This is a genomic window from Thalassoroseus sp. (genome assembly GCF_984380535.1).
This window is the reverse complement of the sequence record NZ_CFHRBF010000014.1, coordinates 53,247-78,536: the sequence shown is the minus strand read 5'-3', so window position 1 is coordinate 78,536 and position 25,290 is coordinate 53,247. Positions and strand designations below refer to the sequence as shown.

Below are 25,290 nucleotides of genomic sequence, written 5' to 3'. Positions count from 1 at the left end.
CGGCTCGACTCAAGCCGTTTCGATCCTTTCTCGCGTTGCTACCAACCTGACTCAACTTGTTCGGAACTGATGACGATCACGCCAAAGGGCGTGCGGTCGAAGATCCGGACATTGTCGACTCAGGACGGTTCAACCGCTTGCGATCTCTCAGTCCATTTCGATTCTCAAATCAGCGGGTGATGCCGTGGTTGCGGTTCCCTCGAAAGCCGGTGTGCCGGGTGCGGATACCGATGCGCCTCGAACGTCTCGTCTGCGGAAGTTCGTGCGATTCGTGTTTGTTTCCAGCGTGCTGCTGGTGGCATTCGCGTTCGTCGCTCCCATGATCGTGGCGAAAACTGAACTTCGACAGCACATTCTTCCGACGATCTTCGCCGACTACTCCGGCAAAATCGAAACCGGGGGAGCCTCGTTGAGTTGGTTTTCTCCCGTCGTCATGTACGACGTGACCGGTTACGACACCGAAGACAAACCACTGCTCACCGTGCCACAGGTCGAAAGTGAGAAGAAGCTTTGGGAGTTGGCCTTCGATGCCTCGCGGTTAGGACGATGGACGCTAACACGTCCGCACATCGACGTGAGACTTCGCGAAGACGGCAGCAATCTCGAAGACACGCTCGACAAGATGATCAATGCTGAAAGCAGCGATGCTCCGATGTCGTTCGATGTCACCGTCGTGGAAGGAACCGTTCTTGTCACGGATGCTACGGGTTCGGACTCGATGTTGCTTTCCGAGTTGGCCGTCGATTTTTCCCAACCGTATCAGGTCACCAATCCACTGGTTGCAAAAGTGATCGCGAAGTTGGGCACCTCGGACAGCCCCGGCATTGCCGGTCAGTTCGACACCCAACTCACGTGGACGCTTCCTGCCGAAGACGAAACACTCGGCATCGGCCAGGGAAACGTGACTCTAAAAACCCAGGACTTGCAACTCGAGACCCTGACGAAACCATTGCGACGGTTCTTGGATAGTTCCCGGTTCGGTGGTGTCTTGGTCGGTGATTGGAATCTTCATTGGCAGGAGACCGATGGCGAGTTGCAACTGAAGACGAACGGTCGCATGACGGCCACGCAACTCGCGATCGGCAATCCACAATGGTTTGGTGAGGAACAACTCAAAGCGGAATTCTTCGCCACCGAGACCGACCTCGAACTCAACGCAGGGCAACTGCAAATCACCAAACTGATGTTGAACTCGGACGCCGCCAAACTCAACGTGCAAGGCGGTGTCGATCTCGATCAAGCCAGCCAATGGACCGATTTCGAGACGCTGACCCAATCGCTGAACGAGTCGGATTTGATGGTCGACGCGAACATCGACTTAGCCCGACTCGCGAAAATGTTGCCCGAAACGGTGCGGCTGCGTGAGGGACTGGAAATCACCGAAGGCACGCTTTCCGCATCGTTGCAGCCCGAAGATCGCGATGGCGTGCGGGTCTGGAATGCGAGTATTGGAACTTCGAAGTTCGTCGGCATTGCGGACGGGCAGGAGATCACTTGGGAACACCCCCTCAAGATCAGTGCTGTCGCCAAAATGACCGAGACGGGCCCGCAGATTGACAGCATTGCCTGCGAGTCTGATTTTCTCCGAATTCGCGGCAGCGGACATATCGACAATGCAACCTTGGAAGCCGACTGCGATCTCGATCGGCTGACTCGTGAACTCGGTCGGTTTGTCGATCTCGGCGAAATGCGTCTAGCCGGGCAAGTCCGTTCGCGATTGTCGTGCGAAGAGATTGGCCCCTCAGAGTGGCGAATCGCAGCGGCGGCGGCAGCGACGGATTTCTCGCTCTTTGTTCCCGGTCAACCCGAGTGGACAGAGCGTCAACTCACAATCGCCGCCTCTGGCGAGTGCCAGTTCGGGAAAGAATCTCAGCAGATTCGAAATGCGTTGTTCCAGGTTCGTTCCGGCGACGACGAACTCACCGTCCGTCAGACTGCGGCGTGTGATTGGCCATTAACGACCGGAACGGCTTCGTTACGGGCTGAAATGACCGGCGACTTGCAGCGTTGGACAACTCGTCTCAAGCCGATCGTCGATCTAAGTGCCTGGAACATTCAAGGTCAGACGGTCATTGCCGCCGATGTGGAATACTCGCCCGTGCGAATCGCAGCGAAGAACCTGCACGCGGACTTCACACCGCTGCAGATTCAAGGTGGTGGTATCAACTTCAGTGAACGACAAGTCGTCATTAAAGGTGAAGCCGAATGGCAAACCGTGTTGATGCGGTTGATCGCTTCCGAACTCACTTGGGCAAGCCCTTCGCTGAGTGTGCAGGTCAAAGGACTAGACGGTCGATTCGCCACCAATGCACCAGCAACGATCGCGGGGAACATCGTTTTCCGCGGCGACTTGCCAACGGTGTTAGCTTGGTTGCAAGACACGACCACACCACCAACGATTCAAGCCCAAGGGACAGCCAATGGCGAGGTTCAACTTGCGGTGACCGACTCGCGAACCCAAGCGGATTGGAAGTTGGAAATCGAGAATCCGGTGTTGATCGATCCGCAGACCCCAGGAACGCCGCTGTTCGCCGACAACCGTGTGACTTGCGAGGGCAAAGGTCAATATGATTCCGTCGCTGATGCGGCTGTCTTCGAGCGATTGACGTTCCTCGGCGGCCCGATCGAATTGAATTGCGTGGGTGAAATTCGACGGCCGTCAACCGAATGCCTCGTCAATCTGTACGGGCAATTCACCTGTGATACGGCCTCGGCCAGCGAACGGTTGCGACCGTGGATCGGCAACGATGTGCGATTCACTGGTCGGCAAACTCGTGACTTTGCCATCCGCGGACCGGCATTTCCGCCAGCCAACGATACGAGCTACGTCTCGAAAGATCTGCTCGCGCGGATTGCCATCGGTTGGGATGGATTGGCCGCTTACGGGTTGCAAGGCGGTGCCTCCGAACTTACCGCCGACATTGCCAACGGATCGCTGCGACTTGGTCCGCTCAATCAGTCCCTTGTATCGGGAACGACGACCACCGGACGGGTCGCGATTGGCACCACAATTCCACTTCGCGATCCCCTTGTGGCGACCATCGATAATGGCAGCGGTCTCGACAACGTCGTGCTGTCGCAAGAAATGTGCGGAGAGTGGTTGAAATACGTGGCCCCGTTACTAGCAGATTCGGCTCGCGCAGACGGGCAGTTCTCGCTCCGTTTGGCCGGCGGACAAGTGCCGTTGGATGATCCGATGAGAATGAACACCGCCGGTGTGCTCGCGATCGAACAGGCCCGAGTGCGTCCCGGTCCGGTGGCGGCGGAAATGTTCAAGGTGGCAGGGCAGGTGAAGTCGCTCATCAATCGCGGTGCCGGCGGACAAGTGGCCGACCCGGACAAAGCAGTCCTTTTGCTCCCGAAGCAGAACATCGAGTTCCGCGTGGCCGACGGTTTTGTAACGCATCGCGGATTGATCGTGGCGATCGACGATGTGCAAATCACAACCCGTGGAAGCGTGGGATTGGTCGACGATTCACTCGCCATCGTCGCCGAGATTCCCGTGCAAGACGACTGGATCCGCAAGAATCAATGGCTCGCCCCATTGAAAGGACAAACCATCCAACTTCCCATCGGCGGTTCGCTCAGTCGACCGACGGTCGATGCTCGCGTCATGCAAGACTTAGCGCGTCGGTTAGCTGAGTCCGCAGTTGGTGGTGCTGTCGAGGAGCAAGTTCGCGACAAAATTTTCGGCGGAGAAGTCCCCGAGAAACGCCTGCAAGACGAACTTGGCAAAGGCCTAAAAAGCATCTTCGGTCGATAGACCGTGAGTCGCCAGGTACATCATGATGTACCGCAATTCGTTAGGGAGTCTCGGTGCGTCGCGACGCACCCGACTAAGCAATTGGTCGGCATGCCCACAACTCGGTGTGGGCATGGGCCAGAGAGGCTCAAACTTTGAATTATGTCCACGCAAAGTCGTGGACGTGCCATCCGACAACGTGATCAATCCGATGATTTGCTTGCCGAGCCAGAATCGGATTTGGTTTCACTCTTGCTGCTGCCTTCGCTTTGCGATTTCTTATCAGCCGCGGCGGCTTTCTTATAGCTATCGCTGCGGTAATCGGTCTCGTAGAAGCCGGAGCCTTTGAACAAAATTCCCGCACCGGGGCCGATCACGCGACGGGCTTTCTTCTTGCCACAATCGGGGCACTTCTTTTCCGGGTCGGCGGTGATGGATTGAAACAACTCCCATTCGTGCTGACAGGCTTCACAGCGATAATCGTATGTGGGCATTCCAGGGAACCCTTAGGATGGTGGTGTTGGGGGTTAGGATTTAGGGGCAGAGTCCGTCAGGACTAGCTTTCTTCGGCTGGGCCGCTGGACACGACGACTTTACTCGGTCGAATCACGCGGTCATGGAGTTTGTATCCGGGTTCATAATCCGTAATGACCGTCATAGCCGGGTGCTCGGACGGAATCTGCGTGACCGCTTCATGGAAGTTCGGATCGAACGGCTGACCTTCCGCCTCGATTCGCTCGATGCCATGCGCTTTGAGCGTGTTCTCAAAGTGCACGGAGACCATGGAAATCCCTTTGAGCAACTCGTCGACATTCTTCGACTTGGCCGCCGCTTCTTCGGCTCGTCGGAGGTTGTCGAGACCGGAAAGCAAGTCCCGCACCAAACCGATCGATTGATACTTACGGATTTCGTCGGCGTCGCGTTGGGCACGTTTGCGGTAGTTGTCGAGTTCCGCTTCCGCCCGCAGCCACTTGTCCCGGTTGGTGTCCCGCTCGGCTCGCAACGCTTCGAGTTGCTCCGCGTTGAGGCCGGCAGCTTCCGTTTCGACATGCTCTTCTTCAGCGGTCGGCGGTTGCTCTTCGAAAACTTCTTCAACGTCTTCCGGCGTCGCTTCGTTCTTAGGATCAGGTTCGCTCATGGCAGTTGGTTGCAGATGTTGAAATGTGTTATCGGAGTTAGTAAGTAGGTCAGGCTTTCCCTGACGATTTGATCGGTTCGTAACGAGTTGCGTCAGGCACAGCCTGACCTACGCGACTTCTATCCTCGATCCGCGGTAACAGCTCTCGTGAGGACACACAAAGACCAACGACGGCTCGATCGCAATCGTCATTCGTCGTCCGGTGAGAAAAACTCGCGGACTTTGTCGAAAAAGCTTTTGCGATGTGGTGTCACGTTAGAATTTTCGATCTCCGCAAGTTCGCGGATGAGTTCCTCATGCCGACCATTGACGGACTTTGGAACTTCCAATTGAATTTGTACGAATAAGTCGCCCCGGGCTCCGCTGTGGACATCGGGCATACCTTGCCCTCGAAGTCGGATCACTTCCCCAGGCTGAGTACCAGGGGGAATATCTAGGGCATGTTTTCCACCGCTTTCGAGCACCGGAATGTCGATCGTCGCACCGAGGACGGCTTGCGAATAGTGAATCGGCACTCGGCAGGTCAGATGATCGCCTTCGCGTTGGAACAGCGGATGTTCTTTGACGCGAACATCGACGAGCAAATCGCCCCGCGGACCACCGTTCGGACCGGCGTCGCCTTCGCCCCGCAGGGAAATACGGTTGCCGTTATCCACACCGGGCGGAATTTCGAGCGTCTGTTGAATCTCTTTGGTTTGTCGACCGTCACCACGACAGTCCGAACACTTGTCGCGAACGACCTTGCCACTGCCATGACACGCAGGGCATTCGGTTGCCATTTGGAAGCCGAAGAACCCCGCTCCCGCCCGCTGTACGACTTGGCCTTGCCCGTTGCAGTAATCGCAGGTTTCGGGAGTCGTGCCGGGTTTGGCTCCGCTGCCGCTACAAGTGTTACAGGTTTCTTTGCGGGAGAATTCCAGCTCGCGTCGACAACCCTTGGCCGCTTCGAACAGATCGATCTCGACGACCGTCCGCAAGCTGTTGCCGCGTTGTCCACCGCCTCCACGACGACGGCGTCCGCCGCCCATCTGTCCGCCGAAGAGTTGGCTGAACAGGTCCATCGCATCTTCGAATCCGCCGAAACCAGCACCGGCACTGGCGGCACCTTTCACGCCCTCGTGTCCGAAGCGATCGTAGCGACCGCGTTTCTCCGGATCGCTGAGGACTTCGTACGCTTCCGCAACTTCCTTGAACTTCTCGGCTGCGGTTTCGTCGCCCTTGTTCCGGTCGGGATGGTACTTGACCGCGAGCTTCTTGTAGGACCGTTTGATTTCGTCATTCGAAGCCGTCTTGGAAACAGACAACACTTCGTAATAACATCGCTGAGCTGGCATAGTCCCCATCGCTTCCGTCTATCCTCAGATCAAAAATTGCGCTGCGTGCCCGAAGTGTAGGCGGTTCCCCGACCAGAGGAAACGCCAGATTTCCGGCAAAACTTGTTCCTAGAAATGATCACGTGGATACGCGATCAATCTCTGTCAAATCGTTGTTAGAAAATCATTCGATAGAGTTCACGACCGATCCAAGCGATCGACACTGCCGCTCCTACCCAAAATGCGATGATGAACACCCACATCACAAATTTGCCGATCCGCCAGACGTTTAACATCAATCGGTCGGCCAACTTCTGTGCCCAGCGTGAGGGCACGAGAAAACACAATGGCATAACCACCGCGAACAAAATCACCGTGTCACAGAATCGCGTGGCGATCCATTGTAAATCCCGATCCAACTGAGCCGTAATCACCCCCCGCCACCAAATCATCGCGGCCGCCAACGGCCACAGAATACACCCCATGACAAGCGTTTCACCAATGCCGGTTTTGACATCACCATCAATCGACTTCGAATCTTCACCCTCCCGCTCCAATCCGGGCGTGTCCTCGACGTAATCTTCGAAGTAAACAAGATCGTCTTGAGGCATGGGAACTGAAATCAGTTGAACTGAAGTGGACGACCAAACTCAACGCACGCCTTTCGAAACAGTTCGCTAAAACCACCATCGAGGTTCGACTCTGCCCAATTCACGAGTTGTGTAACGAGCGTTACAACAGTCAGATCTGCATCTATTGGTTCTGTCATTGGATAACCGACGGCTTTCGACAACTGAATAGTGTCTTCAAAGCTTAGATGGTAAAGGTATGACAATGCTTCTGACCGACGCTCCTGCGACCATTTCAATCGATTCTTAGACCAACGCGGTTGCGATCGTTTCTGAGAGGAACCCAGATTGCCGACAATCTTTGCACGTGGTGGAGGCACTAGACTTCGCTCCACGGACCATACATCAGTAGAGGGCGAATCATCGATCGGCATTCCATCTGGGCCAAAGACTACAGTTCTCATGTCCTTGCCCGCCAAAGACCGTTCCTCCATCGGATCTCTCGTCAGAATTTTGTTTTCCCACTCCATACTCGTCGGCCCAAATTGACACCGAAAAACCTTGAAGACCTCGTCTTTTGCTTGAATTTCTTCTGCGGTTCGGAATCGTTTCGGTCGATTCGGCAACAAAGCCTTGTAGGTGTCTTCGTCGACTGCGAGACCGGTTGTTTCACTGGCTGCTTCTAAACGGGTTGCATCAATGATCACCCCACCTGCAATGTCGTTTCCGCGACGTGCAATTTGGCCGGTAGCGGCACCCATTCGAAAATGAAACAGATCGTCAACAGTGTTGCATCGTGAGTTATGGTCTGCGGTTGCAGAGTGAACGGACTGAGCAAAATCGAACGCCTCATTCGCCGATTGAAAAACAAGGATTGCTCCGTCCCCTGTGCTCTTTTGAAAGTCCTCTGTAATCTTGTTGGACTTCAAACTGTCGACGATGAAGCGACTGATTCGATCATTCAAATCAGCGACGGCTTCAACACCTAGCTCTGCTTCTAGCTTTCGAACGCGACGCGTGTAACGGTGGAGATCTAGAACTAAAACCACAGGCATCAAGTGGCTCCGGATTGAGGGTTCTCAGTCACAGCAAGCAAGATACGATTTTTCGTTTCCAGGATACCTGTTCAAAAGCTATTTGGAACGATGTGGTGTTAGTGTTCTTGGTAATATCAAAAGAAACCCCGGCTTCGCGGACGAAACCGGGGTTTTTATTATAAACCGGCTAGTCCTATTGGATTACCGGATGGCGCCTTCGACTTTGGCTTTCGCGCCGCCATCAGGATCGTCGGTGCGGGTGACGCAGACTTGGGTGGTCAGCATCAAACCAGCGATACTCGCAGCGTTCGAAAGAGCATTCTTGACGACCTTCGTCGGGTCGATAATGCCCGCTTCGAACATGTCGACGTATTCACCTTTGTTGGCGTCGAAGCCGGTGTTGGTGTCGAGGTCTTTGACTTCGTCGGCCACCACCGAACCGTCGCGTCCGCAGTTGCTGACGATCTGACGAATCGGAGCTTCGAGAGCACGTTTGATGATCTCGATACCGATCTTCTCATCACCACGAGCTTTGACCGCATCAACGGCTTCAATGCAACGAAGCAGGGCGGTGCCACCACCAGGAAGAATACCTTCTTCGACCGCAGCACGGGTGGCGTGCAGGGCGTCTTCCATGCGGGCTTTGGTTTGCTTCATTTCCGCTTCGGTGGCAGCACCGACAGAAATGATGGCAACCCCACCGGTCAACTTCGCCAAGCGTTCTTGGAACTTCTCGCGATCGTACTCGCTGTCGGTTCCGGCGATGTGCTTGCGGATTTGGTCGATGCGGGCTTGGACCTTTTCTTGATCGCCAGCACCTTCGATGATCGTCGTGTTGTCTTTGGTGACCTCGATCTTCTTGGCTTGACCGAGGTGCTCCAACTTGACGTTTTCGAGCTTGATGCCCAAGTCTTCGCTGAGCATCGTGCCGCCGGTCAAGGTGGCGATGTCGCCGAGCATGGCTTTACGACGTTCGCCAAAGCCAGGAGCTTTGACCGCACAGACATTGAACACGCCACGAAGTTTGTTGACGACGAGAGCCGTCAGGGCTTCGCCTTCGACGTCTTCGGCGATCACAAGCAGCGGTTTGCCGGTTTGAGCGACTTGCTCCAAGATCGGCACGAATTCACGAAGATTGCTGATCTTCTTCTCGTGGATGAGAATGTAGCAGTCTTCGAGTTCGCAGCTCATGCTTTCGGCATTGCTGACGAAGTACGGCGACAAGAAGCCTTTGTCGAACTGCATACCATCGGCAAGGTCGAGAGTGGTGTCGTTGCCTTTGCCTTCCTCAACGGTGATGACACCATCGCGGCCGACTTTCTCGATCGCTTCAGCGATGAGTGCACCGACTTCTTGATCGTTGTTCGCGGAGATCGCAGCGACTTGTGCGACTTGCGAACTAGAATCGATGTGCTTCGCCATGCTCTCGAGCTTTTCGACAGCCGCTGCAACAGCTTTGTCGATCCCCCGACGCACAACGGTTGGGTTCGCACCGAGGGTTAGGCTTCGCAAACCTTCTGTGAAGATCGCCCGAGCGAGCACGGTGGCGGTTGTGGTTCCGTCACCAGCGACATCGCTAGTTTTTTGTGCGACTTCGTTGACCAGTTTGGCCCCCATGTTTTCGTAGGGGTCTTCGAGTTCGACTTCCTTGGAAACCGTAACGCCGTCTTTGGTGACAACGGGGTTGCCGAAGGATTTGTCGATGATCACGTTCCGACCGGTCGGTCCCATCGTCGAAGCGACGGCGTCGGCCAGGGTGTCAATCCCACGCAGCAGTTTCAGCCGTGCGCGGTCGTCAAATAAAAGTTGTTTGGCCACGGATAGGCTCCTGGATTGTTAGTGGTGAGTGGTCCGTTGTCAGTTGTATTTCGTGTGTTGTCTGCGATCTGTTGTCAGTCGTGGATGTTCAATTGCAAATGCCGAATGAAAGAACGACCAACAACGGACCACGGACAACTGACCACTGACTACTTTTCAATTTTCGCGAGGATGTCGCTCTCGCGGAGGATCTTGTATTCGACGCCGTCGACTTCGATGTCGTTGCCGCCGTATTTGCCGAAGAGAACTTCATCGCCGACCGAAACAGCGACAGCGGCACGATCGCCGGAATCGAGCAGACGACCAGGACCGACAGCCTTCACGGTGCCACGTTGTGGTTTTTCTTGAGCGGCTCCTGGGAGCACAATTCCGCCAGCGGTGGTTTCTTCCGCAGAAGCCGGTTCGACAACGACGCGATCATCGAGAGGGTTGAGTTGCATTGCACATTCCTTGGATTTGTTTGTTGTCAGTTGTGGGTTGTGATTTGTGATCTAGCGAGGCTGCAACGCCCGCCAAGTTTGCAAAACGATCTATGGTGGAATCAGGCCGGATTACATCATTCCGGGCATGCCCATTCCGCCCATGCCTCCCATTCCCATTCCACCCATTCCGCCCATGCCTCCCATTCCACCGTCGTGGTGATGGTCGTCGTGGTGATCGTCGTCTTCGTCTTTCGGCTCTTCGACGATGATGGAATCGGTGGTCAGCAGGAGTGACGCCACGCTGGTCGCGTTTTGCAGAGCGGTCCGCACGACTTTGGCGGGATCGACAACGCCAGCAGCGATCATGTCGCCATATTTGTCGTTGAGGGCGTCGTAACCGTAGTTGACGTCGTCACTCTTCTTGACACGGTTGGCGACCACAGCTCCGTCGAGACCGGCGTTGGAAGCAATTTTCCGCATCGGCATTTCGAGGATGTTCTTGACCAACTGAGCACCGAGAGCTTCATCGCCTTTGAGTTTGAGCGACTCAAGAGCCGGAGCACAACGGAGCAGGGCAACTCCACCACCGGGAACAATGCCTTCTTCGATGGCGGCTCGCGTGGCAGCGAGGGCGTCGTCGTAGAGGTCTTTGCGTTCTTTCATTTCGGTTTCGGTGGCAGCACCGACGCGAATTTCCGCCACACCACCGGCGAGTTTCGCCAAGCGTTCTTGGAGTTTTTCACGATCGTATTCGCTGTCGGTTTCTTCGATCTCCCGACGAATTTGCTCGGCTCGGCCTTCGATGGCCTCTTTGGTGCCGGCACCTTGAACGACGGTGGTCGTTTCGCTGGTGATGATCAACTTCTTGGCTTTGCCGAGGTCGTCCATTTGGACGTTTTCGAGCTTGATGCCCAAGTCCTTGAAGATGGCTTTGCCGCCGGTGAGGATGGCGAGGTCTTCGAGCATCGCTTTACGACGGTCGCCGTAACCGGGAGCTTTGACAGCGGCGACTTTGAGGATGCCCCGCATTTTGTTGACAACCAACGTCGCCAGGGCTTCCCCTTCGACGTCTTCAGCGATGATCAACAATTGAGCGTTGGCTTTGCTGACTTCTTCCAGCAGCGGCACCATGTTTTTCGCGTTCGAAATCTTCTCTTCGAAGATCAGAATCCGAGCGTTTTCGAGAACGACTTCCTGATCGTCTTCATTGGTGACGAAGTGCGGAGAAAGGAAACCGCGTTCGAACTGCATCCCTTCGACGAGTTCCCAATCGGTTGTGCCTTTGCGGCCTTCTTCGACAGTGATCACGCCGTCTTTGCCGACTTTCGTCAAACAGTCGGCCAAGATCGAACCAATTTCTTTGTCATTGTTACCGGCGATGGTCGCGACGGTTTCGATCTTCTTTTTGTCTTTGGCGTCGACATCTTGAGCAATGGTTTTGAGGTGCTCAACGACAGCGGCGACGGCTTTCTGAGCACCACGGGCAAGGCTCATGGCGTCGGCACCGGCGGCGATGTACCGTAGACCTTCGCGGAACATGGCTTCGGAAAGCACGGTCGCGGTTGTGGTTCCGTCACCGGCGACATCGCTGGTTTTGGAGGCCACTTCTTTGACCAACTGCACGCCCATGTTTTCGAATGGGTCTTCCAGATCGATGTCTTCGGCAACCGTCACGCCGTCTTTGGTGACTTTCGGGGCACCCCAGCCTTTGTCGAGCACCGCATTCCGACCGCGTGGGCCGAGCGTGCTGCTGACGGCGTTCGCCAGTTTGGACACACCCGCCAGCAAACTTTTGCGAGCATCGTCGTCGAACGTCAATAATTTGGACACGTTTTCTCCTCGATCAACTCTGATGGGAACGAAAATTCAAAACCATATCGGCGTGTTGGGTGGTCATTCGGGGTTGAATTCGAATGAGCCGTCGCCGCGATCGGTCAATTCCAGGCTGCCACGATGGAGCGTTCCCGCCTGTTTTGGTTACACGTCGGCCCAGTGTGCAAGTGGCGCGCCGCTCAATCAGTCGATGCTGTAAAGTGAAACCAAGAAACGAGATAATTCTGTCAGCGGGATTCAACTCTTCGCAATGACTGACAAGTTGTCAGAGCAGGGGGAGGATCTCGCCATCGAACTGTCAGCGAGACTTTCCGACTTCGGGACGTGCGAGAATCTGGTCGAATTCGCCGGAGAAAACTGTTTTCTGGGAATTTTGAGGAGTTTGTGTCATCCTAAACCTGTCGAGATTTCCATTTCGGAAAGGCGATTTCATGCGGTATCTGGCACTTCTCGCGCTCTCTGTCGGTTACATTTCCGGTTGTGTTCAGGAAGCACCGCCGGAAGTCCAGTTCGCCCGGCCCGCGACACGCTCCGTGACTGAGACCCCCAGGTCGGATACAGAGATGGCGGGTGACGAGTCCCCTTTGAGCGTCGACCGACCCGATATGGCGGTGTACGAAGAGTTGGCGTTCGATGGTGCTGAAACCTCCAAAAGCTCGGAACCAGAGTGGCTACCCGAGCTCCCAAACCAACAGCAACCCGCGCCTCGCCAACAACAACGCTCGCGTCCCGACCGTCCGCAGCCGACACCACAACCGAACCTGTTAACGGCAGGAAGTCTGAACGATTCCGAAAATCTGCCGTCGTACCTGCAGTATTTGTCGGCCTCGTCACAGAGTGGGGCCAATCGACTGTTTCCAGAATTCTCCTTGGGAAAAACAGCGACGATCAGCGTAGTCGATTTGCAGGGCCACGGAATTCCCAATGCTGCGGTGACAGTGAGCGCTCTCGATACCGACGAAATCCTGATGACCAGTCGAACCCGAGCGGATGGAAAACTTCTGTTCGTAACGCGTGATGTTCTGTTGGCGGAGGACGAACACCGCGTTCAAGTGGCTGTCCGAGCTGGCGGGACAATTACCAAGCATGTGGTGTCGCTGAACAATTCTCTCTGGCACATTCAAGTACCGTCACAACCGGCGCGATTGCCACACCGGTTGGACGTGGCCTTCGTCATCGACACCACCGGCACCATGACCGACGAGTTGGAATACCTGAAAGCCGAGATCGATCACGTCGCGTCCACGTTGCAAACGCAATTCCCCGACGTCGAACAACGTTTCGCCTTGGTATGCTACCGAGACCACTATGACGAATACCTGACGCGGACGTTCGATTTCGCGGATTCGGTCAGTGAATTTCGCGGGCGGTTGTCGGTTCAAGAGGCTCGTGGCGGCGGAGATTATCCGGAAGCGGTGCATCTGGGACTGGAAAAAGCGACGCAACTCAGTTGGCGCACCGACAATTCCGCTCGACTCGTGTTTCTCGTCGGTGATGCACCGCCGCACCGCAATCAAATTGAGAGCACATTTGCGGCTGTCGATGAACTTCGCAGTCTCGGAGTCGCACTATATCCATTGGCAGGTAGCGGGACGAAGCCAGAGTGCGAATTCATTTTCCGAGCGATGGCCTGTCTGACTCGTGGCGAGTACCTGTTCCTCACTGATCATTCCGGCGTCGGTCACGCTCACGAAATGCCATCCGCTGCTCGCTTCGAAGTCGAACCACTCAATCAACTGCTGGTACGAGTGATGGCTGAGGAACTCAGCGGACGTTCGATGTTGGCTCAAGACGTGATCGCCGTCGAAGACGGCTCATTGGAAACGGCACAAGTTGCTCAGCATCAACACAATCATCATCCCCATCCACACGAACATCACGCGGCTACCGCCCGTGCTCATTCGCACGGAGGGCACGTTGCGGAAGTTCATTACGAGTCTTCCGTGCTTTGGCGATTGCTTTTCGGGGCCTTGGCAATCGGGTTTATATTGTGGATTGATCGTCGTCTGCGACTTTCGTGACGGCGCTCTGGTGACAATGATCGGGTGGTCGATACAATACCCGCATGGCAGGCAACTCATACGGACAATCGTTTCGCATCACTACCGCCGGGGAATCTCATGGCCCGGGAAATGTCGTCATTATTGATGGCGTTCCGCCGGGGATTCCGCTGGTCGTGGATGACTTCACCGAAGACCTGAACCGGCGACGACCGGGGCAGAGTAAAATCGTCACGCAGCGGAAAGAACCCGATGCACCGGAGATTCTCTCCGGCGTGTTCGAAGGAAAAACCACTGGTACGAGCATCGCGATTCTGGTCCGCAATCAGGACCAACGCAGCCGAGATTACGGCGACATTAAGGACAAATATCGTCCCGGCCACGCCGATTACACCTTCGATGCCAAATACGGTTTGCGGGATTATCGTGGCGGCGGACGGTCGAGCGCCCGGGAAACAACCGTGCGAGTCGCAGCCGGTGTGGTCGCCAAGAAGTTGCTCGCGGAGGCGTTCGGCGGGTTCGTTGTTGGTTACGTCGTGCAAGTTGGTGATGTACGAGCCGAGATTCCCGATCCGGCGGCCATCACCATGAAAGATGTCGAAGAACAACCGAATGGTGAACAGAACATCATCCGTTGTCCCGACCCGAACGCAGCGGCCGCGATGATTGAACTCATCGATAAAGTTCGCATGGACGGCGATAGTATCGGCGGCGTGGCGGAGATCGTGGCGACGAACATTCCGCCCGGTCTTGGCGAACCGGTGTTCGATAAAATGAAAGCGGACCTCGCGAAAGCGTTGTTCAGTCTGCCGGCGGTGTTGGGCGTGGAATATGGTATCGGTTTCGGCTGTGCCACGATGCGGGGCAGCGAGAACAACGACATCTTCTTGCCGAACGAGTCCACATCGTCAGACGAGAGTTCACTACCAAAAGGATCAGCGAGCCAGATCACCACGCAATCCAACCGACACGGAGGCATGTTAGGCGGCATCACCAGCGGTCAACCGATTGTGCTGCGAGCCGCCGTCAAACCGACAAGCAGTCTACCCCAAGAGCAAGACACCGTTACGACCGCTGCGGAACCAACGACAATCCGCACCAAAGGTCGCCACGATCCCTGTTTGCTACCGCGCTTCATCCCCATGGCTGAAGCGATGGTCGCGATCACGCTCGCCGATCACTGGCTCAGGTGGAAAGCCCAATGTGGGTGACCACAATTCGATCGTGTGTCATCAGCGTCGGGTGTCACAGCGCTGTGAGCGATGCGGTGTGACATACCCAAACCCGTCGAAACACGGCTCATAGAGCCGTGGCACACATGCAGAGTCAATCGAACGTCAAGTACGGTGACAGGGCTTGTAGCGTGTCGGTTTGGGAGTAGTAGCTGGAGATCGTGTGGCGTGCTTTCACGCTGCCGGTGACCCAGATTTGATTGACCTTGTCGGCTTGCCAACCCATTTTGCGAAGGTCGCACCAGCGGAAGCCAAGTTTGCCGATACTTTTCTTGAGTCCAATGTTCGTGAGTGGATAGACACACAACATCGGATCAAGCAAATTGCGAACGCACAGCATACACTCCACGCGGCAAAGGGCTGCGTGATATTGTTCGCTGGGGTTCAGCCAATGTTGGTGAACAGTAGCAGCGGAGAGCACAAGGCGGAATGGACGGAGTTGCCCCGTTGTAGGGCAAACAGCGTCGGCTACGCGACCGGTTGCGAGATGCGTTAACGCTTGGCAGGAAATTCTCGCTCCATGACTGTGACCGATCAGGCAGACCGGATTGTCCGGTGGAATGCAGGAAATCAACTGGGCTAAGTAATGGCCGTTTGTCGTCGCTTGTCGATCGAGCCGAGCCATCTCCGTGTGGATGCATTTCGAGAAGTCAGCTTTGCTCGGCCAATGCAACGCCATCACATGAATCGGCCGACCACCAACGCTTCGCAAAAAGTTTCGATAGTGCTTCGGTGTGTCGCGAGCCGCCCACTCGCGGTCGACAAACGCCCCGTGCGTCAGAATGCAGACGGGCACACCAGGTTGGAGTGACGCAATCCACTCGTCCAAATCGGATGGCCGATACCGGTTCGATTCGTAGCGAACTACTCGAACTTGGGCAACCGGTTCACATCCCAGCGGGACGTCTTGGGGACTGGGAATCGTATCGATGAAGAAATAATCAGGATCACATATCGTCCCAAGCGACGGTTTGACGGTCATCGCGTTTGCGACGTCAAAGGTCGGTTCGGGCTCGATTATGGACTGTTCCGTCGACGGAGGTGGGGCAGCGACCGTCGGTTCATCCGCGTGAACAGCTCCGAGGCTGATCAGCACGCCGACCAATCCGCAATAGTACCCGACGAACCGCCAACTACGACCTGACTTCATCCATGACTCCACATCCAAGTTTGAACCGAAACAGATAATCCGTTCAGCTTGTTATGGATATCGTCTTCGGGGTGGAGTCAGGTCGGCCATTTCTCCGAGAGCGATGTTTGTTCGGAATAGGTCAGTCTTGAGGGGAACGAATGTTAAGTGAGGCAGGCAAGGGTGTCTGCCCCACGTGATCGTTTTCAGCGTCTATGTGAACAAGTCATCCTCAAGCGACTTGCGATGTTTCCGTGGTCACAGGTTGAGGGGCCGAGTCGCTGAGATTCTTTTTGAGAACTTTGCTAATCGCGTCCAGTGTGCCGTCTTCTCGCCATTGGCGGAAGTAGGTGTAGACCGTTGCCCACGGCGGGAAATCGTGGGGCAGCATCCGCCAGACACAGCCTGCGTTCGCTCGATACACAATCGCATTGACAATTTCCCGGGCATCCGTTTCCCGGTGTCGTCCGCGTTGTTTCTCGGGCGGAATCAGTTCCGCGATGCGGTTCCAATCGTAGTTATCGATGTCGCTAGGGTAACGTTCCCGAGGTACGGGTAAGCCAATCATGTTGGGGTCTCGACAAGGTTCAACAAGAACCCGCGGGAATCATTCCCGCGGAACATGAAATCTTCAGTGGGGTCAATCAAGTCGTGGTGGATCGGCTTTAGACGTCGGCGGCGGATTCTGCATCCGCGTTGGCGTTCCGAAGCCGTTGCATGTCGCTGTTCATCCAACGTCGGCAGAGTTCCGACATGGGAATTCGTTGCTTCGCCGCTTCGAATCGGATCGCTTTCCAATCCGAGAGCGGCATGAAAATCGAAACCTGTTTGCGAATTTCACGGGTTTTCATCGGGCATTCCTGGTAGAGCCTCTGTTTTCGAACAGGAAAATGATCGAATCTGATCCGCTCTATCCGCGTTCGGGGTTGGTGTCTCGATTGGGAACACGACCGGGATGCTTCGGCGGTTGCAGGGGCTGGGAAGCGGCCCACTCTAACCAGTTGGCATCAGACAAGTTCCGTTTCGGCGTTTCCTCTGCCGACTCGTTGGACTTCCGCGTCGATTGCTTGGTCTTTTTCACTCGTCGACGACTGACTTTAGGGGTCAGCGATTTTGGCACTTCCACCGGATTTCCCAGCGTGGTTTGTCGCATCGGAAGAGTGATCGGCCCGGTATCGTCGTCCCAATCGTCTCCCAAGCTGGTGCCGCGGTCGTTCCAACGGAAACTCAGGCCCGATAACTCCTCGTCACTGTCCCAAGACACACGCACTTCACGAACCATGATCAATCTCTCCTAATGTGATGATTCCAACTGGAGCAGAACAAAGAGCGAGAAAGGGCGACCTCCCTGTCATTGTCCGGCTCATCCTGGCTAACCTTCCTCGCTGGCACCAGTATAGTGTACTAATGAACAAATTGGCAAGTGGATTTCACCGTCTTTTGGAAATTTGTCCATCAGTGTTCTCCATGAGTTGCGATCTACTTTGCTAACGGGCGGACTCGGCGGTCGGATCACCGATCTGTTTGAGATTTTTGAAAATTTGAACATCGGATTTTCGAGGAGGAACCCAGAACGCTCTCCTCTTGACCAAACGCCCGAATCGCTGGTAGTTTCCGCAAGATGGCCAGGCCCGATCGATGATTCGCGAAGGGAGTCGCGACCGTGAAAATCTTTTTCTCTGCCGGTGAACCCAGTGGCGACCAACACGCGGCTCACTTGATCGAAGAACTTCAGCGACGCGATCCGAACATTGATTGTTGCGGTTTTGGCGGTCCGAAAATGGAGGAAGCCGGGTTTCGCTCAGTATTCCGGCTGACCGATCTCGCGGTGATGGGCTTTGTGCGTGTGGTGCCCATGCTCCGCAAGTTCTTCCGTGTATTGGGTTTAGCAGAGAAGTTCTTTGCCGAAGAAAAACCCGACGCTGTTGTGCTGGTGAACTTTCCCGGTTTCAACTGGCGAGTCGCCAAGCGGGCAAAGGAAGCTGGCATTCCCGTCTTCTTTTATTTGCCGCCGCAGCTTTGGGCGTGGGCGTCATGGCGGATCAAGCGGGTTCACAAGTGGATTGATTACGTCCTCTGTGGCTTACCGTTTGAACACGACTGGTACTCGAAGCAAGGTGTGAACTCAGAGTACGTCGGACATCCGTTTTATGATGAGGTCGCCGAGAAACAACTCGATCAGGATTTCGTCAGCCAGTGGAGAACCGTCGAATCGACGACTCATCCGCGAACGGTTGGCGTACTGCCTGGGTCACGGCGACATGAAGTCGAGAAGAATTGGCCGATCATGTTGCCCGTGCTGCGGAACATCGCGGCGAAACATCCCGATGTGCGGTTCCTCGTGGCCGGTTTCAACGATGAATTCGTCGCTCATTGCCAAGAGTTGATGCAACCCGAGGACGAAAATCTGCCGCTGACTTTCTTCACCCGCAAAACGCCGGAGATCATCGAAGCGGCGGATTGCTGTTTCATGGTGTCTGGGTCAGTCAGTTTGGAAATGCTCGCCCGAGCCACGCCGACTGCTGTAGTGTACAAGGTCTTTCGCTTCGGCCGAATTGTTCAGCGGCTGATGATGAAGGTCGATTACATCTCGTTGCCCAACCTCGTCGCCGATCGCGAAATCATGCCGGAATGGATCGTCTCCGACCGCATCGAACAAGACATTACCGCAATGACCGAGCAGCTTGACACTTGGCTGTCCAACCCGGAGGAACTTCAGCGGTCGCGTGAAGAGTTGATCGCCTTGCGAGACAGCGTGATGCAAACCGGCGCGACGCAAATGACCGCCGACGCGATTCTCGCCCGTCTGCCACAAGACGAGACCATCGAACACCGTCACGCTGCGTAAAAAGTCACAGAACCTTCGCAAGGTGTCCTTGGTCGATTCAAGCGACTTCTCCAAGCCGTAGACATGTCGGCGGACCGACCGCACGCGGTCGATTTGGGGCAATCGATCTATTCGCGGGAGAACTGAAGCGCAGCCGCGAAACCTTGGGCAGCGCTCTGGATCGAAAACCGGTCGATGATGTCTTGCTGGGCGCGTTCGGCTCTCGGGAGTCGATCCGAGTCTTGCAGGACGAATTGAATTGCGTCTGCGAGTGCTTGGGGATCACCTGCGGGAACCAGCCAGGCGGTTTTGCGGTGCGTGAGCATTTCCGCCGTGCCGCCAACATCGGTCGCGACAATCGGCAACCCACACGCAGCGGCTTCGAGCAGCACTCGCCCGAACGGTTCCTGTTTGGCGGCATGCACGAGCAAGTCGGCGGCGGCCATCAGCCGGGGCACATCGTCACGATATCCTAACCGATGCAAGCGGTTCGCCATGCCTGCATCGGTGAAGCGGTCCGTGATCGCCTGGTCAAATTGCACGCTTTCCGGTTTCGTTGAGAAGCGTTCGCCGACGAGCACGAAGTTCAGTCGCGGATCTCTTTGACCTGCCGTCACCGCGGCTTCACTCCAGACATCAAGTCCTTTCCGCAGTCCGATCTGCCCGATTGTGAGCAGCAGTTTGGCATCGGTCGGCAAACCGAGTTCACCCCGTAGGTCAGGCTGTGCCTGACGATCATCGGTCTCACAAATGTCAGGCACAGCCTGACCTACGTTGATTCCGTTGTGAACGGTGATGGTGCGTGTGGCGTCTAAGCCTTGGGCTATGTGAAAGTCGCGTGTGGCGTTGGAGACGGCAATCAATCGCCGATTCCGATTCAAATCGGCGATCGCGGCACGGCTGAGTTTGATGATATCTCTCAGATGGGCGGTCGTCGGGATGGCAATGTCGTCAGCGAGTGCCCCGGTGAGTCGGCCCATCGACAAACTGTTGGCGTGGAGATGAGTCGAGTCGCAGGATTTCACCAGTTCAGCAAGCGTGGTGAGTGCCTCCTCACGGGGCATTCGCTGTCCATTTTCGTTTCGCATCGAAAACGGAAGACACTCCAGGCCATGGTCTTGGAGAACACTTGGCAACCGTCCGGTCGGTGGGGCAATGGCGATGAATTCCCAACCCTCACGTTGCAGCGGCGTAATTGTTGCCAGCAGCGAGTTCTCACCGCCGTGGACCGAACCGTACTCGAATAACAAAGCCACACGGTGCGGCATACAAAGTTTCCCCTTTTCTTTCGATCACCGAAATTGACGCAAGTTTGCTGGGGAATCAACCGATAGCGTTGCGAATCGACATAAACGGACGGTTTTCGAGATGGTTTTCGCGGCGACAATGGCCCTGGTCGAGTTGAGATTGGCCGGTCACCGATAACGGTAGAGAGTCCTCGATGCGGACGGTGCGAGGCCTGGAAATGCACGGTCCCGAACGATTTTCAGGATCGAACGATCTTACGGAGAAAGCGGATGGAATTTTTGCAATCCCTCACGGATGATCAAAAAGCCTTGGTCGGATGCGTCGTTGCATTGTTGACCTGTGGTACGTTGATGTCGGTGAGTTACTACATCGGTCAAATGTTTCGCAAGCCCGAGACTCAGGAAGCGGCAGAGCCTCATATCTTGCGATTCCCGAATCGAGCCGATTCTCAGGACGATCGTTCGGATCGCCGTGCAGCGTAACGCTTGAGCCACAACGTGTGAACTTGCTGACTCACACGTTGGATTGATTGACGGGCAGGCCCGGAAACAATCGAGGATAGAAATGTGGCTTTTTGCTGCATTTGCTATCCTCATTTTCGTTAGAGTCGAATCGTCCCGTCACCGTTCCCAACACCAAATTCGAGGACGAAACCGCCATGGCTGAGTCAAGCGTTCACTCTGAGTTTGCGAACGATCCGGACTTCCGAGAACTTCTGACAATGTTCACTGATGGTCTGCCAGAACATCAAACGGCTTTGAACGACGCATTTGCTGCGGCGGATTGGGGGCGGTTGCGGGAGGTGTCTCACCAATTGAAAGGCTGCGGGGCCGGTTACGGCTTTCCGGGTTTGACGGATTTAGCCGCTCAGTTGGAATATAGTAGCCGTGACCGTGACGAAAGCCGGATCGAAACCGATCTGAACGCCCTGCAGGACTATCTGGATCGATTGATCACGGGAACCTAAGGATTCCGTCCGGGAATCTCTGTGTTTCCCTTGCCGTCAGCGGATGAATTCGCCAACGTAAAGTGATAGCGATCGTTGTGTATCGCTCGTCTGACGTTGTGCGTCGAATTCCATTCGAAGTTCGCGAGGGAACTCTCATGAATCAAAATATCGTGCGGTTGGTATGTGGAGTCGGGCTCCTCGGTGTGGGGTATCTCTTGGGCGTAAGTGGCAGCCTATCCACGCCAGCGGCCAATGCTCAGGGCGGAAGCGATACGAAAATTCCCCTCGGTCTGCAGCGAGATACCATCGACAAGGTCAAACAGGCGATCGACAATATCGGCGCCGCTCAGCAAGCGTTGAAAGATGAAGGCCGTTACAACCCGGCGATCAACGGTATCAATGCTTTTGCGACGACCGTCGGCGGTGTCGACGCCATGGGTGATTTGGAATCGAACCGGGCTGTCGACCCGGAAACGTTCGCTGCTTTGTACGCTGGCCAAGCGACTAACGAGGTCAAGCAACACCTCGGCAGAGACCAAGAGGGCCGTTTGACCTACAAAGACAAGGTCATTCGCATGTACTCGCTGGCCCAGTTGCAGCAACTCTACCAACAACGGCAAATCATCACCGATGCGGTCACAAAATAACGCCGTCGGTCGAGACTCGCGTTATATGTGAATTGTTTGTGAACCTTGTGTGAATTGTTCGTGAGCCCGTTGGTTCATCGCCTTTCGCATCGCCGGTCCGATTCAGTAGGATATCGCGGTCATCGAACGGAATGACCGTAAACGTCTTCGCGTTCGTTATCCATGTTCTTCATGAGGAAGTTGCTGTGTCGAACGCGAGATTTCCGTCCGTCAATTCCGCTGGCCGTGGATTGTTATCGGGATTGTTGGCCATCGTCGTATTGATTGAGTGTGCGGCGTTCGGTGTTGCCGGTGAAACGGACCTTTGGAACCGACTGCAAACCGAGGCCGTCGAGAACAAATTCAGCCCCTTGGCATTTTGGGGCACCGACGAGTCGATCTATTCGAACTGGTTCTCTCACTCGAACCGATTGATTCCAGTTTACACCTTCGGCACACGCGGGGCTGGTCGGGGTATCGACCTGACGAGCTACACAGGCAAGAACAGTGTCTACCGAGATGAGTCCAAGCTCAGCCAAATCTACGGTCATACACCGACCGACACGCTCAATAAAAAGGCTGATTACCTCGATCAGGCGAACATCGGGCAAATTCAATTCGAAGCGTTGAAAGCGGGAAAGAAGCACATCTTCCTGGTTGTCTTCGATGGCATGGACTGGCAAACCACGCAGGCGGCGGCGATCGTCAAGACTGGGAAAATCGGTTACACATCCGGACGCGGCAACGGGTTGCACTTTCAAGATGAAACCGCCGACAACACCTCGCAATTCGGTTGGATGGTGACCACCCCAGTGGCGGAGCGGGCTCAAATTGACGTCGATGAGCAAACCGCCGATGGTTTGAAGGGAACTTTCGGGGGATATGATGTCAAACGTGGCGGACCAAATCCGTGGACCCCGACGAACGATCTTCCTTACTTGATCGGGAAGGCCTCGAAAGATAAACCCGGCAAGCATGCCGTTCCGGACTCCGCTGCCACCGCCACCGCGATGACGACCGCCACGAAAACCTACAACGGGGCCATTGGTATCGACCGCACGGGTTTTCAACTCACATCCATCGCCCATACGGCTCAGCAGAAAAATTACCGCATTGGCGTGGTGACGAGCGTGCCCATCAGCCATGCCACTCCGGCGTCCGCGTATTCTCACAATGTCACGCGGGACGATTACCAAGACCTCAGCCGTGATTTGCTCGGTTTGCCCTCGGTGGCGCACCCCGATCAACCGCTTCCCGGTGTAGACGTGCTGATCGGTGCGGGATTCGGTGTCGAAACGTCGACGGATAAGGCTCAAGGGAAGAACTTTGTGCCGGGAAATCGGTATCTTGCCGAGGCGGATTGGAAAGCCGTGAACGTCAAGAATGGCGGAAAGTACGTTGTTGCTCATCCCGAAGAAGACAAGTCCGGGAAAGAAGTGCTAGCCGAAGCCGCAGAGCGAGCGGTCGCGACCGGGCAACGATTGTTCGGATACTTTGGCACGAGCTACGCCCACCTGCCATTCCAAACCGCCGACGGGAACTTCAACCCGCCGCCAGGAACCACCAAGAAGGCGGAAACCTACACCGCTGAGGAAGTTCGTAGCAATCCGACACTTGCCGACATGACAGAGTCTGCCCTCACCGTGCTAGCCGCCGATGACAAGCCGTTCTGGATGTTGGTCGAAGCGGGCGATGTCGATTGGGCTAACCACGACAACAACCTCGACAACTCCATCGGTGCCGTCTTCAGTGGAGACGACGCTGTCCGCACCATTACCGAATGGGTCGACGAGCATAGCAATTGGGACGAGTCTGTCCTGATCGTCACTGCCGATCATGGTCACTATTTGCACTTCAAAAAGCCGGAGTTGCTGATTCCAAGTTCGGACAACGGAAAATAGAATTGTCGGGTGCGTCGTGACGCACCATCTTGCTACGTTGAATCGGGGTGCGTCACGACGCACCCTTGTCGCACGGTTCGCACATGTCTCGCCCGAATATTTTGTGGTTCTGCACTGACCAACAACGGGCCGACACCATTGCGGCACTTGGGAATTCCTTGATTCGAACGCCGAACGTGGACCAGTTGGTCTCCGAAGGCGTGAGCTTCACCGAAGCATTCGCTCAAAGCCCCGTATGCACACCGAGCCGGGCCGCGATGTTGACGGGCCGGTATCCCCGCACGACTCGGTGTCGTCAGAACGGGCAGAGCATTCCGCCGACCGAACGCCTTGTGCCACGCATGCTCGCCGATGCGGGCTACATTTGCGGTTTGGCGGGGAAGTTGCACCTCGGTTCCTGTGCGAACGGTCAAGTCGAGCCACGAATCGACGATGGATACTCCGTCTTCCATTGGAGTCACCATCCGCAACCCGATTGGCCGGAGAATGCCTACACCCAATGGCTCACGCGACATGGGCAGAGTTGGGAGAAACTCTACGACGGCCCATCGACCCGATTCACCAAGCGGGGCGTGCCGGCGAAGTGGCATCAAACGACCTGGTGTGCGGAGATGGCCATCGAATTTATTCACGCCCAGGCCTCCACCGATCAGCCTTGGATGTTCAGCGTGAATTGTTTTGCGCCTCATCATCCGTTCGATCCGCCCGGCGAATACTTGGACCGTTACAATCCCCAAGACATGCCGCTGCCGAAGTTTCGAGCGGGGGAACTCGATCAGAAACCGAAGTTTCAGCAGCTCGATCATCAACGGGCACACAACGAACCGGGTTCGTATCCGACTGCGGATATGACAGACGACGAAGCTCGCGAAGTTGTAGCCGCCTACTATGCGATGATCGAACATATCGACCACGAGTTCGGTCGAATTCTGACGGCTCTCGAGCAGACCGGGCAACGACGCGACACGCTGGTGATCTTCATGTCTGATCACGGCGAGATGTTGGGTGATCATGGGCTGTTGTTGAAAGGTCCGCACTTCTATGACGAAGCCGTCCGCGTGCCGCTGGTGATGTCTTGGCCAGAGCGGTTCGCATCAGGTCTGCGGAGTGATGCACTGGTGGAATTGATCGATTTGGCACCGACGTTATTAGAGTGTGCCGAAATGCCGATGGAATTGGGCATTCAAGGTCGATCGCTACTGCCGATTCTGAGTGGACAAGCTGCGTCCGATCGGCATCGGGAGTTCGTTTTCTCCGAATACTACAATGCCTGGACACACGCGGACGCCTATTCGACAATGCTGCGAACCCGCGACGAAAAAATCGTGGTGCATCATGGCCAAACGGTCGGCGAGCTTTATGATTTGCAGACTGATCCGGACGAGTTCGTCAATCTCTGGAACGAACCCGACGAGACAGATCGAAAACTGAGACTCCTGCAAGCGGCCTTCGATGCGAGTGTGTTTACGATGGACCCACTGCCGCCACGGTTAGGCCCATTTTGAT

General features: G+C 55.5%; 21 protein-coding genes. 9 read left to right on the top strand and 12 right to left on the bottom strand.

All coding sequences use genetic code 11. The features are described from left to right. The first annotated feature begins 184 nt into the window (after positions 1-184). Positions 185-3,763, top strand: a complete 3,579-nt coding sequence (locus AC5DDB_RS19505; RefSeq protein WP_491741433.1) for an AsmA family protein — start codon at positions 185-187, stop codon at positions 3,761-3,763. Positions 3,764-3,945: 182 nt separating this feature from the next. Here AC5DDB_RS19505 and AC5DDB_RS19500 read toward each other — a convergent pair whose 3' ends face one another. The 7 genes from AC5DDB_RS19500 to groL (AC5DDB_RS19470) all read right to left on the bottom strand — a co-directional run bounded on the left by AC5DDB_RS19500 (position 3,946) and on the right by groL (AC5DDB_RS19470) (position 11,869). Then, positions 3,946-4,236: an FmdB family zinc ribbon protein gene (locus AC5DDB_RS19500; RefSeq protein WP_491741432.1), complete on the bottom strand. Its 291-nt coding sequence runs from the start codon at positions 4,234-4,236 to the stop codon at positions 3,946-3,948. Positions 4,237-4,298: 62 nt separating this feature from the next. Next, a complete protein-coding gene (gene grpE / locus AC5DDB_RS19495; protein WP_491741431.1) occupies positions 4,299-4,880 on the bottom strand; it encodes a nucleotide exchange factor GrpE in 582 nt (193 codons plus the stop codon). 188 nt (positions 4,881-5,068) lie between these two features. Next, positions 5,069-6,214 (bottom strand): molecular chaperone DnaJ, encoded by a 1,146-nt coding sequence (gene dnaJ, locus AC5DDB_RS19490; RefSeq protein WP_491741430.1) that lies wholly within the window; start codon positions 6,212-6,214, stop codon positions 5,069-5,071. A 155-nt stretch (positions 6,215-6,369) separates the two neighbouring features. Beyond that, entirely contained in the window at positions 6,370-6,804 is a 435-nt protein-coding gene (locus tag AC5DDB_RS19485; protein WP_491741429.1) for a hypothetical protein, read from the bottom strand. Between the two features lie 1,196 nt (positions 6,805-8,000). Then, the gene (groL, locus tag AC5DDB_RS19480) at positions 8,001-9,617 is read right to left on the bottom strand and encodes a chaperonin GroEL (protein ID WP_491741428.1); all 1,617 of its coding nucleotides are present in this window, start codon (positions 9,615-9,617) and stop codon (positions 8,001-8,003) included. 149 nt (positions 9,618-9,766) lie between these two features. Then, complete coding sequence (locus AC5DDB_RS19475; protein WP_491741427.1) at positions 9,767-10,057, bottom strand: co-chaperone GroES; 291 nt, start codon at positions 10,055-10,057, stop codon at positions 9,767-9,769. Between the two features lie 111 nt (positions 10,058-10,168). After that, the gene (gene groL, locus AC5DDB_RS19470; RefSeq protein WP_491741426.1) at positions 10,169-11,869 is read right to left on the bottom strand and encodes a chaperonin GroEL; all 1,701 of its coding nucleotides are present in this window, start codon (positions 11,867-11,869) and stop codon (positions 10,169-10,171) included. A 434-nt stretch (positions 11,870-12,303) separates the two neighbouring features. On the opposite strand from groL (AC5DDB_RS19470), the gene AC5DDB_RS19465 reads away from it, so the two are divergent. Together AC5DDB_RS19465 and aroC are read left to right on the top strand one after the other, a co-directional pair. Continuing rightward, positions 12,304-13,893: a vWA domain-containing protein gene (locus AC5DDB_RS19465; RefSeq protein ID WP_491741425.1), complete on the top strand. Its 1,590-nt coding sequence runs from the start codon at positions 12,304-12,306 to the stop codon at positions 13,891-13,893. Positions 13,894-13,937: 44 nt separating this feature from the next. Then, positions 13,938-15,083 carry a chorismate synthase gene (gene aroC, locus AC5DDB_RS19460; RefSeq protein ID WP_491741424.1) on the top strand — a complete coding sequence of 382 codons (1,146 nt, stop codon included), beginning with the start codon at positions 13,938-13,940 and terminating at the stop codon, positions 15,081-15,083. 115 nt (positions 15,084-15,198) lie between these two features. Here aroC and AC5DDB_RS19455 read toward each other — a convergent pair whose 3' ends face one another. The 4 genes from AC5DDB_RS19455 to AC5DDB_RS19440 all read right to left on the bottom strand — a co-directional run bounded on the left by AC5DDB_RS19455 (position 15,199) and on the right by AC5DDB_RS19440 (position 17,515). Beyond that, on the bottom strand, positions 15,199-16,254 hold the full coding sequence (locus AC5DDB_RS19455; protein WP_491741423.1) for a hypothetical protein: 1,056 nt from the start codon (positions 16,252-16,254) through the stop codon (positions 15,199-15,201). Positions 16,255-16,465: 211 nt separating this feature from the next. Further along, positions 16,466-16,801: a transposase gene (locus AC5DDB_RS19450; protein ID WP_491741422.1), complete on the bottom strand. Its 336-nt coding sequence runs from the start codon at positions 16,799-16,801 to the stop codon at positions 16,466-16,468. A 97-nt stretch (positions 16,802-16,898) separates the two neighbouring features. Beyond that, positions 16,899-17,084, bottom strand: a complete 186-nt coding sequence (locus AC5DDB_RS19445) for a hypothetical protein (protein ID WP_491741421.1) — start codon at positions 17,082-17,084, stop codon at positions 16,899-16,901. 59 nt (positions 17,085-17,143) lie between these two features. After that, positions 17,144-17,515, bottom strand: coding sequence for a hypothetical protein (locus AC5DDB_RS19440; protein ID WP_491741420.1), 372 nt, complete (start codon positions 17,513-17,515; stop codon positions 17,144-17,146). Between the two features lie 381 nt (positions 17,516-17,896). Here AC5DDB_RS19440 and lpxB point away from each other — a divergent pair, with 381 nt between their 5' ends. Further along, the gene (gene lpxB / locus AC5DDB_RS19435) at positions 17,897-19,081 is read left to right on the top strand and encodes a lipid-A-disaccharide synthase (RefSeq protein ID WP_491741419.1); all 1,185 of its coding nucleotides are present in this window, start codon (positions 17,897-17,899) and stop codon (positions 19,079-19,081) included. A 107-nt stretch (positions 19,082-19,188) separates the two neighbouring features. Here the strand turns inward: lpxB and AC5DDB_RS19430 are convergent, their stop codons facing one another. Further along, the gene (locus AC5DDB_RS19430; protein WP_491741418.1) at positions 19,189-20,328 is read right to left on the bottom strand and encodes a glycosyltransferase family 4 protein; all 1,140 of its coding nucleotides are present in this window, start codon (positions 20,326-20,328) and stop codon (positions 19,189-19,191) included. A 249-nt stretch (positions 20,329-20,577) separates the two neighbouring features. Here AC5DDB_RS19430 and AC5DDB_RS19425 point away from each other — a divergent pair, with 249 nt between their 5' ends. From AC5DDB_RS19425 to AC5DDB_RS19405, 5 genes are all read left to right on the top strand, one after another. Beyond that, positions 20,578-20,790: a hypothetical protein gene (locus AC5DDB_RS19425; protein WP_491741417.1), complete on the top strand. Its 213-nt coding sequence runs from the start codon at positions 20,578-20,580 to the stop codon at positions 20,788-20,790. A 176-nt stretch (positions 20,791-20,966) separates the two neighbouring features. Continuing rightward, complete coding sequence (locus AC5DDB_RS19420; RefSeq protein WP_491741416.1) at positions 20,967-21,275, top strand: Hpt domain-containing protein; 309 nt, start codon at positions 20,967-20,969, stop codon at positions 21,273-21,275. 137 nt (positions 21,276-21,412) lie between these two features. Continuing rightward, the gene (locus tag AC5DDB_RS19415; protein ID WP_491741415.1) at positions 21,413-21,904 is read left to right on the top strand and encodes a hypothetical protein; all 492 of its coding nucleotides are present in this window, start codon (positions 21,413-21,415) and stop codon (positions 21,902-21,904) included. 185 nt (positions 21,905-22,089) lie between these two features. Continuing rightward, positions 22,090-23,784 carry an alkaline phosphatase gene (locus AC5DDB_RS19410; RefSeq protein ID WP_491741414.1) on the top strand — a complete coding sequence of 565 codons (1,695 nt, stop codon included), beginning with the start codon at positions 22,090-22,092 and terminating at the stop codon, positions 23,782-23,784. A gap of 83 nt (positions 23,785-23,867) precedes the next feature. Beyond that, positions 23,868-25,289 carry a sulfatase family protein gene (locus AC5DDB_RS19405; protein WP_491741413.1) on the top strand — a complete coding sequence of 474 codons (1,422 nt, stop codon included), beginning with the start codon at positions 23,868-23,870 and terminating at the stop codon, positions 25,287-25,289. Position 25,290: the final 1 nt, after the last annotated feature.

What these genes read in the sequence shown, in the direction of transcription:
- AC5DDB_RS19500 (WP_491741432.1), bottom strand. Translation starts at nt 4,236, where the DNA reads ATGCCCACATACGATTATCGCTGTGAAGCCTGTCAGCACGAATGGGAG.
- grpE (WP_491741431.1), bottom strand. Translation starts at nt 4,880, where the DNA reads ATGAGCGAACCTGATCCTAAGAACGAAGCGACGCCGGAAGACGTTGAA.
- dnaJ (WP_491741430.1), bottom strand. Translation starts at nt 6,214, where the DNA reads ATGCCAGCTCAGCGATGTTATTACGAAGTGTTGTCTGTTTCCAAGACG.
- AC5DDB_RS19485 (WP_491741429.1), bottom strand. Translation starts at nt 6,804, where the DNA reads ATGCCTCAAGACGATCTTGTTTACTTCGAAGATTACGTCGAGGACACG.
- AC5DDB_RS19475 (WP_491741427.1), bottom strand. Translation starts at nt 10,057, where the DNA reads ATGCAACTCAACCCTCTCGATGATCGCGTCGTTGTCGAACCGGCTTCT.
- AC5DDB_RS19465 (WP_491741425.1), top strand. Translation starts at nt 12,304, where the DNA reads ATGCGGTATCTGGCACTTCTCGCGCTCTCTGTCGGTTACATTTCCGGT.
- aroC (WP_491741424.1), top strand. Translation starts at nt 13,938, where the DNA reads ATGGCAGGCAACTCATACGGACAATCGTTTCGCATCACTACCGCCGGG.
- AC5DDB_RS19455 (WP_491741423.1), bottom strand. Translation starts at nt 16,254, where the DNA reads ATGAAGTCAGGTCGTAGTTGGCGGTTCGTCGGGTACTATTGCGGATTG.
- AC5DDB_RS19450 (WP_491741422.1), bottom strand. Translation starts at nt 16,801, where the DNA reads ATGATTGGCTTACCCGTACCTCGGGAACGTTACCCTAGCGACATCGAT.
- AC5DDB_RS19445 (WP_491741421.1), bottom strand. Translation starts at nt 17,084, where the DNA reads ATGAAAACCCGTGAAATTCGCAAACAGGTTTCGATTTTCATGCCGCTC.
- AC5DDB_RS19440 (WP_491741420.1), bottom strand. Translation starts at nt 17,515, where the DNA reads ATGGTTCGTGAAGTGCGTGTGTCTTGGGACAGTGACGAGGAGTTATCG.
- AC5DDB_RS19430 (WP_491741418.1), bottom strand. Translation starts at nt 20,328, where the DNA reads ATGCCGCACCGTGTGGCTTTGTTATTCGAGTACGGTTCGGTCCACGGC.
- AC5DDB_RS19425 (WP_491741417.1), top strand. Translation starts at nt 20,578, where the DNA reads ATGGAATTTTTGCAATCCCTCACGGATGATCAAAAAGCCTTGGTCGGA.
- AC5DDB_RS19420 (WP_491741416.1), top strand. Translation starts at nt 20,967, where the DNA reads ATGGCTGAGTCAAGCGTTCACTCTGAGTTTGCGAACGATCCGGACTTC.
- AC5DDB_RS19415 (WP_491741415.1), top strand. Translation starts at nt 21,413, where the DNA reads ATGAATCAAAATATCGTGCGGTTGGTATGTGGAGTCGGGCTCCTCGGT.
- AC5DDB_RS19405 (WP_491741413.1), top strand. Translation starts at nt 23,868, where the DNA reads ATGTCTCGCCCGAATATTTTGTGGTTCTGCACTGACCAACAACGGGCC.